The 7,283-nt window shown below is 37.2% G+C and carries 10 protein-coding genes; 7 read left to right on the forward strand and 3 right to left on the reverse strand.

Annotated features, from left to right (window positions below):
• Nucleotide 1 precedes the first annotated feature (1 nt).
• Complete coding sequence (locus AC1M36_RS07055) at nucleotides 2–319, reverse strand: PadR family transcriptional regulator (RefSeq protein WP_336450064.1); 318 nt, start codon at nucleotides 317–319, stop codon at nucleotides 2–4.
• A gap of 159 nt (nucleotides 320–478) precedes the next feature.
• Here AC1M36_RS07055 and splB point away from each other — a divergent pair, with 159 nt between their 5' ends.
• The 3 genes from splB to AC1M36_RS07070 all read left to right on the forward strand — a co-directional run bounded on the left by splB (nucleotide 479) and on the right by AC1M36_RS07070 (nucleotide 2,839).
• Complete coding sequence (gene splB / locus AC1M36_RS07060) at nucleotides 479–1,504, forward strand: spore photoproduct lyase (protein ID WP_336450063.1); 1,026 nt, start codon at nucleotides 479–481, stop codon at nucleotides 1,502–1,504.
• 144 nt (nucleotides 1,505–1,648) lie between these two features.
• Nucleotides 1,649–2,077 carry a transcriptional regulator MntR gene (mntR, locus tag AC1M36_RS07065; protein ID WP_336450062.1) on the forward strand — a complete coding sequence of 143 codons (429 nt, stop codon included), beginning with the start codon at nucleotides 1,649–1,651 and terminating at the stop codon, nucleotides 2,075–2,077.
• A 105-nt stretch (nucleotides 2,078–2,182) separates the two neighbouring features.
• Nucleotides 2,183–2,839, forward strand: a complete 657-nt coding sequence (locus tag AC1M36_RS07070) for an HAD family hydrolase (protein ID WP_336450061.1) — start codon at nucleotides 2,183–2,185, stop codon at nucleotides 2,837–2,839.
• A gap of 16 nt (nucleotides 2,840–2,855) precedes the next feature.
• Here the strand turns inward: AC1M36_RS07070 and AC1M36_RS07075 are convergent, their stop codons facing one another.
• Together AC1M36_RS07075 and AC1M36_RS07080 are read right to left on the reverse strand one after the other, a co-directional pair.
• Nucleotides 2,856–3,257, reverse strand: coding sequence for an SA1362 family protein (locus AC1M36_RS07075; RefSeq protein WP_336450059.1), 402 nt, complete (start codon nucleotides 3,255–3,257; stop codon nucleotides 2,856–2,858).
• A gap of 86 nt (nucleotides 3,258–3,343) precedes the next feature.
• On the reverse strand, nucleotides 3,344–4,261 hold the full coding sequence (locus AC1M36_RS07080) for a DUF1385 domain-containing protein (protein ID WP_336450058.1): 918 nt from the start codon (nucleotides 4,259–4,261) through the stop codon (nucleotides 3,344–3,346).
• A 243-nt stretch (nucleotides 4,262–4,504) separates the two neighbouring features.
• Between AC1M36_RS07080 and AC1M36_RS07085 the strand changes: the two genes are divergently transcribed.
• The 4 genes from AC1M36_RS07085 to efp all read left to right on the forward strand — a co-directional run bounded on the left by AC1M36_RS07085 (nucleotide 4,505) and on the right by efp (nucleotide 7,127).
• On the forward strand, nucleotides 4,505–4,969 hold the full coding sequence (locus tag AC1M36_RS07085; protein WP_336450057.1) for a YqhR family membrane protein: 465 nt from the start codon (nucleotides 4,505–4,507) through the stop codon (nucleotides 4,967–4,969).
• Nucleotides 4,970–5,042: 73 nt separating this feature from the next.
• Nucleotides 5,043–5,483 carry a type II 3-dehydroquinate dehydratase gene (gene aroQ / locus AC1M36_RS07090; RefSeq protein WP_336450056.1) on the forward strand — a complete coding sequence of 147 codons (441 nt, stop codon included), beginning with the start codon at nucleotides 5,043–5,045 and terminating at the stop codon, nucleotides 5,481–5,483.
• 4 nt (nucleotides 5,484–5,487) lie between these two features.
• The gene (pepQ, locus tag AC1M36_RS07095) at nucleotides 5,488–6,549 is read left to right on the forward strand and encodes a Xaa-Pro dipeptidase (protein ID WP_336450055.1); all 1,062 of its coding nucleotides are present in this window, start codon (nucleotides 5,488–5,490) and stop codon (nucleotides 6,547–6,549) included.
• 20 nt (nucleotides 6,550–6,569) lie between these two features.
• The gene (efp, locus tag AC1M36_RS07100; protein WP_336450054.1) at nucleotides 6,570–7,127 is read left to right on the forward strand and encodes an elongation factor P; all 558 of its coding nucleotides are present in this window, start codon (nucleotides 6,570–6,572) and stop codon (nucleotides 7,125–7,127) included.
• Nucleotides 7,128–7,283: the final 156 nt, after the last annotated feature.

A 7,283-nucleotide genomic window follows, 5' to 3' on the forward strand; every position in this document is an offset into this window, starting at 1 on the left:
TTCACTCTCCCTGCAATAAATTATTTACCGTCGTTGAAACCATTCCCCAGCTCTTCTTAAACTCTTCTAGCTGATCGAATCCTTTATCGGTTACATGATAATATTTTCGCTTTGGCCCAAGCTGAGAAGCTTTTAATGTGCCAGCAATGAGTTTTTCTTTTTGCATTCGTAGCAAAAGGGGATAGATGCTACCTTCGCTTACGAATGTAAAACCATGTTGGTTCAATTTCGTGCTTAGCTCATATCCGTACACTTCTTCTTGAGAAATGATATATAAGATGCATCCTTCGAGCACACCTTTTAACATTTGACTATGCATGATTTCACCACCTTTAATTCAGGTAACTTGTTGTGCAAGGTAGATGTTATCAAAATTATAACACTTCAGTAACTTGCCATGCAAGTTACTGAAGTGGAAAACTTTAAACAGCGTTGTTATCGATTGTCTGCTCATACTAGGAATAGGGAGGGAAGTTGTATGAAGCCATTTATGCCAAAGCTTGTTTATTTTGAACCAGGGGCACTTGAGTATCCACTTGGAAAAGAGTTGTATGAGAAGTTTACAAAGATGGGTCTGGAAATTCGAGAAACAACATCACATAATCAAATTCGTGATTTACCTGGAGAGAATGATTTGCAAAAATATCGCAATGCGAAAACGACACTTGTTGTTGGTGTAAGACGGACGTTGAAGTTTGATACATCTAAACCATCGGCTGAATATGCAATACCACTTGCCACAGGCTGTATGGGACATTGTCATTATTGTTATCTGCAAACAACATTAGGTAGCAAGCCATATGTTCGTGTATATGTGAATTTAGATGAAATTTTTGAGAGAGCGCAGCAATATATGGATGAAAGAGCGCCAGATATAACGCGTTTTGAAGCAGCGTGTACGTCGGATATTGTAGGAATCGATTATTTAACACATGCTTTAAAGAAAACGATTGAATTTATTGGGGAGAGTGAATATGGTCGTTTGCGTTTCGTGACAAAATATTCTCATGTTGATCATTTGTTAGATGCAAAGCATAATGGGAAAACGCGTTTTCGTTTCAGCATCAATTCTCGATATGTCATAAAAAATTTTGAACCGGGTACCTCACCATTTGAGGATCGAATTGAAGCGGCTCGTAAAGTAGCGGGGGCAAATTATCCACTTGGTTTTATTGTTGCTCCAATTTATATGCATGAAGGTTGGGAAGACGGGTATCGTGAATTATTTGAACGACTTTTTGATGCGTTAAAAGATTTAACTTTGCCGAATTTATCATTCGAATTAATTCAACATCGCTTTACTAAGCCAGCGAAAAAGGTAATACAACAACGTTATCCCAATACAAAACTCGAAATGGACGAGGAGAAACGAAAATATAAATGGGGACGATATGGCATCGGAAAGTATGTATATCAGAAAGATGATGCAGTAAGGTTAGAGAAAATAATACGAGGATATATTCACGAGTATTTTCCGGATGCTGAAATTCAATATTTCACATAGAAGAATCTGTAGTACTTTGCAGATTCTTTTTTATTTCGTATTTTTAGGCTTGTTTCCACCCTTGTCACGATATCCTTTCTGGTGTATCATTTTATTGATTGCTTAGTGCGGAAAACACAAAATGAAATTGGATGGAGGAAACCGATGCCTACCCCTAGTATGGAAGATTATATTGAACAAATTTATTTGTTGATTGATGAAAAGGGATATGCCCGCGTATCTGATATTGCTGAAGCGCTTAGTGTACATCCATCCTCTGTAACGAAAATGGTACAAAAGTTAGATAAAGATGAGTATCTCATTTATGAAAAATATAGAGGGCTTGTATTAACATCAAAAGGGAAAAAAATCGGGGAGCGTCTTGTATATCGTCATGAGTTACTAGAACAATTTCTGCGTATCATCGGTGTGGATGAAAGTAAGATTTATAATGATGTAGAAGGAATTGAACATCATTTAAGTTGGGAAGCTATTGACCGCGTTGGTGATTTAGTACAGTATTTTGAGCAAGATGAACTTCGAATTGAAACACTTCGCAGTGTTCAAAAAGCAAATGAAGAGCGGGGAAAGTAAAGGGAACGAGAGGCGTTTCCTTTTTTGTTTAGAAAAGGAAATTACTTTCTTTAAATTGAATGTATAGAAATGTGAAAAAATCGTTTTGTAAAAGGTGGGATAAGAATGAAAGCAATTATTTTTGACTTTGATGGATTAATTGTAGATACAGAGACAATTTGGTTTCAATCTTTTCAGGAAGTGATTCGCGAATATGGTGGTGAATTACCTCTAGAAGAGTTTGCAAAATGTATTGGAACAACAGATGAAGTGCTTTATACATATATTGAACAACAATTGAAAGAGAAATTTAATAAAACATTGCTAGAAGAAAAAGTTTCGGCTTTACATCAAGAGAAAATGAAAATACCAGTAGCTCGTGAAGGTGTGAAAGAATACTTAGAAGAAGCAAAAAGTCTTGGAGTAAGAATTGGTTTAGCTTCTAGTTCTTCAAAAAAATGGGTTGTTGGGTTTTTGGAAGCTTTAGGGATTCGGGAGTATTTTGAAGTGATTAAAACAAAAGAAGATGTTGAGAAAGTAAAACCAGATCCAGCGCTGTATCAGGCAGCTATTGAAGAATTGAAAGTTGATGCTTCAGAAGCTGTTGTGTTTGAGGATTCAGTAAATGGATTAAAAGCAGCGATTGCGGCAGGATTAAAATGTGTCGTGGTTCCTAATGAGGTTACAAAAGCTTTGCAGTTTGAAAATCATCATCTTCGCTTAGGAAGTATGAAGGAAAAGAGTTTAACAGAAGTACTTCAATATGTGAGAGAGCATAAATGAAAAAAGACCGCATTTCCTAAAAGGAAGCGCGGTCTTTCTTTTTATTTTTTTTACCTTCAATCACGGTTAAATGAGATTGTTTTCGCTTTCTTTTTAACACTGATGAATTGCCTTTCTTAACTTTGTCATCAGAAGCATTTCGTTTTAATAAAGAATTGCTTAGGGGTGCTACGTTTTGTTTTCCGTATTTTCGGTTCGATTGTTTCGCAGCACGCTTATAAGAGTTTTGCGAATTGGCGGAACTGCTGGAGCTTGTAAACATTTTATATAACAAATAAAAGACACCAACAACAAGTAACATGATGACAATGTTTTTGATCATTCCGTATGGATCTGTAATTGCAGATGATACGAGACCGAATATTGCTAACCCAATAATAAGCATGACTAAAGCGAACGTAAACGAACGACCGTTCATAAGGAACACCTCCTAAATAACATATATTAAAATTAGTATATTAGCGACAAGGGAAGGAGTTGAGTACCATTTTTAAAAAATTATTGTTATTTTCCTTCTAAACGTAATAATTCTTCAAAAGATGCAATGGCAACTTCAACTTGATCATCTTCTGGTTCTTTCGTTGTTAATAATTGAAGCCATAATCCTGGATATCCTAATACGCGCAAGACCGGAACATCTCGTAATCGATTTGTAAATTGCAAGACTTCAAAAGAAATACCTAGAACAACTGGAATTAATAAAATTCGATTCACCACTCTGGCCCAAAGGGGATCAGTTGGAACAAGAAAATAGACAAACATTCCAATAATGACTGTAAATATAATAAAACTACTACCGCAGCGATAATGGAGACGAGTTTGTTTTTGGACATTCTCTACTGTCAGCGGAAGGTTGTTTTCGTAAGCGTTGATGACTTTATGTTCCGCACCGTGATATTGAAATACACGCTTAATGAGCGGAGTTAATGACACAATATATATATAGCTCAGTAAAAGGATGAGCTTGATGATGCTTTCGACAACAATTTGCCCAGTGTGAGATGGGAAAATGGGCCTTGTCAATTCCGCTAAAAGTGCGGGAACTGCTGTGAAAATAACTTTGCCGAATAGGAACGATAAGACTCCGACTGCGGCTACTCCTAATATCATCGTCAATTTTGATTGTTCTTCTTTTTTGTTTGCAAGCTGTTCATCGTCCGCAGGGTGAACGTCAAATCGTTCCGAAGCAAAGTTTAAATGCTTTGCTCCATTAGCGCTTGCATCAATGATAGCTGCGATGCCACGTAAAAATGGAATCTTCTTCAGCGCAGATAATACCTTATTGCGTACGCGTGGTAATCGATAAAATTCGATTGATTTATCCTTACGACGAACCGCTGTAACAGTATATTCTCTACCGCCAAACATAACTCCTTCTATGACCGCTTGCCCACCGTATATTTGTTTTGTCTCCTCTGCCATGTTAACACCAACCTGTATTTGTTTCTCTCTTATGTAGAAAAGAGGCAATTGTCACACTTGGTTCTGTCATTGTGAGATTTGACAATCACCGAGTTTCCTTTATTTTATCGACAAACACAAGCTGCTGACAAGGAAAATTGTTACGGAAGCTAGACATTTCTTATTCTTTTTATAGACAAATTTCGCATAATTTAAACATGCTTCAAAATAGTTTCGGACATACTAATAAGCGGAGGTGTTGATGTGAAGCAAGAACAATCAATAACAAAGAAATTTGTACAAATTGGTTTATTTGGTGGTGTTTTTTGGGGGAGTATATGGTATTTTCTGCATGTTTTTTCATTTACAGAAGCTGGACCAAACTATTTACTTTTACCATTTGCGCTTGGAGCGTGGAAAGCAGGAGTTTGGGGGAATGTATTAGGTATTGTTTGTATGGGGCTTCTTTCTATTTTAGTGGCATTTCTCTATAAGGCTCTTTTCAAAAGATTTGAAGGGATACTGCCTGGAATATTGTATGGTCTTTTTTGGTGGAGTATTTTATTTTTTGGACTTGGTTCTATTGCGCCTGTTATTAAAAACGCACTTCATTTACCGAAAGAAACAATTGTCACAACGATATGTATTTTTATTTTATATGGTGTATTTATCACATACTCTGTTTCGTTTGAAGCGAACAATGTGAATCGCGGAGAAGGGGTAGAGTAGACAAACTATTCAAACAAGTGACTCCTGTGTTAAAATGTTGTATAGACATTTTTATATTAAGGAGTTTTGCAAGATGAAGAAATTACTCCTCGTTAACGGTCCGAATCTAAATCGCCTTGGTGTTCGAGAGGTGAATGTATATGGGAAAGGAACGTTAGCGACACTTGAAACAGAGATGAAGCAAGAAGCAGAGAAATTGGGAGTGGAGTTAGAATGTTTTCAATCGAATCATGAAGGTGCTCTTATTGACATAATTCATGAGGCTGATGACATATATGAAGGGATCATTCTAAATCCTGGGGCATTTACGCATTATAGCTATGCGATTCGAGATGCAATTGCGAGTATCTCGATTCCAGTTATTGAAGTACATATTTCTAACATTCATCAGCGTGAATCGTTTCGGCATGAATCTGTAACGGCAGCGGTCGCAGCGGGACAAATTGTTGGATTTGGTTTTTATGGTTATAAGTTAGCGTTATTTGCATTATTGGAGAAACTGAGGGAGGCATAAACTGATGGAAAAGATCATGAAGTTAAGAAGTGCATTTGGTGAAGCTGGTATTGATGGTATTTTATTAACGAATGAATATAGCCGTAGATATATGACGAACTTTACAGGAACAGCTGGTGTTGTACTTATTTCTAATGACCGTGCCCTATTCATTACAGATTTCCGCTATGTAGAGCAAGCTAGTAAGCAAGCTGTCAGTTATGAAATTGTACAACATACAGGACCAATTCTTGATGAAGTTGCGAAACAAGTGAAAAACCTGGGGATTCAAAAGCTTGGCTTTGAGCAAGATACGCTTACATACAGCTCTTATACAGCACATAAAGAAGTAGTGGAAGCAGAATTTGTTCCAACTTCTGGGCTTGTAGAAAAGTTACGCTTGATTAAGACTGATTCAGAGATTAAGATATTAAAGGAAGCTGCACAGATTGCAGATGCTGCCTTTGAACATATTCTATCATTCATTCGCCCAGGCGTATCTGAAATTGAAGTGTCAAATGAACTTGAATTTTTCATGAGAAAACAAGGAGCAACATCTTCTTCGTTTGATATTATCGTTGCTTCAGGACTTCGTTCAGCATTGCCGCATGGTGTGGCATCTGAAAAAGTGATAGAAAAGGGAGATTTCGTAACACTAGACTTCGGTGCTTATTATAAAGGATATTGCTCTGATATTACACGTACGATTGCAGTCGGCGAACCATCTGATCAATTAAAAGAAATTTACAATGTCGTTTTAGAAGCACAGCTTCGTGGTGTAAATGGCATTAAAGCTGGTTTAACTGGTCGTGAAGCTGATGCATTAACACGTGACTACATAACTGAAAAAGGATACGGTGAATACTTCGGACATTCTACTGGTCATGGAGTGGGTCTTGAGATTCATGAAGCACCTGGTTTAGCGTTCCGCTCTGAAACGGTACTTGAGCCTGGTATGGCTGTGACAGTAGAGCCAGGTATTTACATTCCAGGTGTTGGCGGTGTACGTATTGAGGACGATATTATTGTAACAAGTGATGGTAACGAAGTAATCACGAAGTCTCCAAAAGAACTTATTATTTTGTAATACACAGGAGGATTTTTTGCATGATTTCAGTAAACGATTTTCGTACAGGTTTAACAATTGCGGTGGACAACGGCCTTTGGCAAGTTATCGATTTCCAACACGTAAAGCCAGGTAAAGGTGCTGCGTTCGTTCGTTCTAAACTACGTAACCTTCGCACAGGTGCGATTCAAGAAAAAACATTCCGTGCTGGTGAAAAAGTAGAGAAAGCACATATCGAAAACCGTCGTATGCAATACTTATACGCGAGTGGTGAGGCTCACGTATTTATGGATAATGGAACTTATGAGCAAATCGAACTTAGCGAAGCTCAAATCGAGTATGAACTAAAATTCTTAAAAGAAAACATGGAAGTAGCTATTATGACATACCAAGGTGAAGTACTTGGAGTTGAACTTCCAAATACTGTAGAGTTAAAAGTTGTTGAAACAGAACCAGGTATTAAAGGTGATACAGCTTCTAACGTAACGAAACCAGCTACATTAGAAACAGGTCTTGTTGTACAAGTACCAATCTTCATTAACGAAGGTGAAATGCTTATCATCAACACAGGTGAAGGTAAATACGTTTCTCGTGCATAGTTAAAAGGCACTCGTGATCATCACGAGTGCTTTTCTTACGATTAGTCAACCTGTATTTTTAGGTTTTTGATGGATTGAATATCATAATAAACATGTATCCATTATCATGCATACCAAAGACCCCTAATATATACTCGTTTTTTTACTAGGGGTTAG

It is taken from the genome of Bacillus sp. Medicinal_06 (assembly GCF_056711665.1).